Consider the following 1,948-nt stretch of genomic DNA (forward strand, 5'->3'; position numbering starts at 1 on the left):
CGACATGTCGTTGAGTGTAATAGTGCACTTAACGAAGTTGCAAGCGCCTTCGCCCAAGTGTGCGCCTACTTCTGCGCCCGCCGCCGGACGCCCCCGCCGTGCCGGTCGCCCCACCCGTCCCCGCAGCCCCCGACGCGCCCGTCCCGTCCGCGCCGGACGACCCGGCCGAGGACGGCGATCGACGCCCTCGTCGGCGTGGCCCCCGACGCCACCCCCGCGATGCCCGCGGCGTTCGGCAATCCCGCACAGACGACCGACGGACCGTCCGACCCGGCCGCCGGTGCGCCCGACCCCGGCCGAACGGCGCCGGAGGACGAACGGCTGCCCGGGCCACCGAGCCACAGCGGCGGACCCCCCGTCCAGGCGACCGACGGACCGGTCCAAAGCGCGACGCCCCACGGAACCGAGTACGGCCTCCCCGACCAGCCTGCCGAAGACACCGGGGACGCGGCGCTGCCCGGCCGACCAGGCCACGGCAGCGAAGCGACCCCACGCGGATCCGAGTACGGCCTCCCCGGTCATGCTCCCGAAGCACCGGCGCCCGGGCCGTCCGAACCCGGCCGAGCGGAACCGGCCGGGGAGCCGGAGGACGACCCGCTGCGCGGCCAACCGAGCCACAGCGGCGGACCCCCCGTCCAGGCGACCGACGGACCGCCCGTCCCCGGCGTGACCGGGCCGGACGCCGAGGACGCACGCCTGCGCGGACTTCCGAACGACGCCGCCGGGCCTCTCGACCTCACGGGCACCGGCCGACCCGCCGCGCCGGGAGCGCCCGGCGACCCCGGACAGGCAACCAGCACCCGGGGGGCGACGCCGCACGGGACCGAGCACGGGCTCCCCGGACAGGCGGCTTGGCCGAGCCGGGACGCGACGTCCAACGGAATCGAATACGACGGGCCCCGGCACACCGCCGAAGGCCAGGCGTCCGGCCGCGACGCGGGCGGGGAGACCGAGGACGAACGGCTGCCCGACCCCATTGCTCCCGGGGCGAGCAACCCCGCTCCGGAGGTAATCGAGGACGCACGCCTGCGCGGGCTGCCGGGCCGTGTCGCCGAGGCACCCGACTCCACGGGCGACCGGCCGCCCATGCCGGGGGCGCCGAGCAACCCCGCACAGACGGCCGGGGACCCGCCGCACGGTACGTCCGAGCACGCGGCGGAACCCGCGAGGCCCAGCGGTCCGGAAAGCGCCCAACTCGGACAGGGGCCGGCCATCGGCGCAGAAGCACGCGGGCCGTCCGAGCCCGGCCTGACCGAGGACGACCGGCTGGGCGGGCTTGCGGGCAACACCATCGACCGACCCGGCACACCGGGGGCGCCGGAGCAGACGTCCGAGCCCGGCACGGCCGGAGAAAACGGAGACCCACAGCTGCACGGGCTGCCGAGCCCCGAAACCAGCCAAACGGCCAACGGGCCCCAGGGGCCGACGCCCGAACCCGGAACGCTCGGCGGACCGCCCCCGCACCAGCCGCAGCACGGCACCGCCGGAGAAACCGACGCCCCGCAGCTGCTCGAGCCGTCGAGCCTCGACACCGGCCAGACGGCCGACGGGCCGCAAAGGCCGACCGCCGAACCCGGGCCCCTCGGCGAAGCACCTGAGCACCAACCGCAACACGGCACGGCCCAGGCGACCGACGACCCACGGCTGCACGGGCTGCCGAGCCTCGACACCGCAGGAACCGGCCGTCCTCCCACGACGGGACTGCCGGGCAGCCCTGAGCACGCGACCGACAGGCCGCAGGAGCCGACGGCCGAGCCCGGACCACCCACCGCACCAGCCGCAGCACGGCACCGCCGGAGAAACCGACGACCCGCAGCTGCTCGGGCCGTCGAGCCTCGACAGCGGCCAGGCGGCCGACGGGCCACAAGGGCCGACGGCCGCCCCCGGGCCCCTCCGGCGGACCACCCGCGCACCAACCACAGCACGGCACCGCCGGGCAGACCGACGA

1 protein-coding gene is annotated in these 1,948 nt (G+C 76.7%); it reads right to left on the minus strand.

Going from position 1 to position 1,948, the window contains the following annotated elements; all coding sequences use genetic code 11:
• Positions 1-65: 65 nt before the first annotated feature.
• On the minus strand, positions 66-239 hold the full coding sequence (locus BJF79_RS56475) for a hypothetical protein (protein WP_158079426.1): 174 nt from the start codon (positions 237-239) through the stop codon (positions 66-68).
• Between the last annotated feature and the right edge of the window lie 1,709 nt (positions 240-1,948).

It is taken from the genome of Actinomadura sp. CNU-125 (assembly GCF_001942465.1).
Taxonomy (GTDB): Bacteria; Actinomycetota; Actinomycetes; order Streptosporangiales; family Streptosporangiaceae; genus Spirillospora.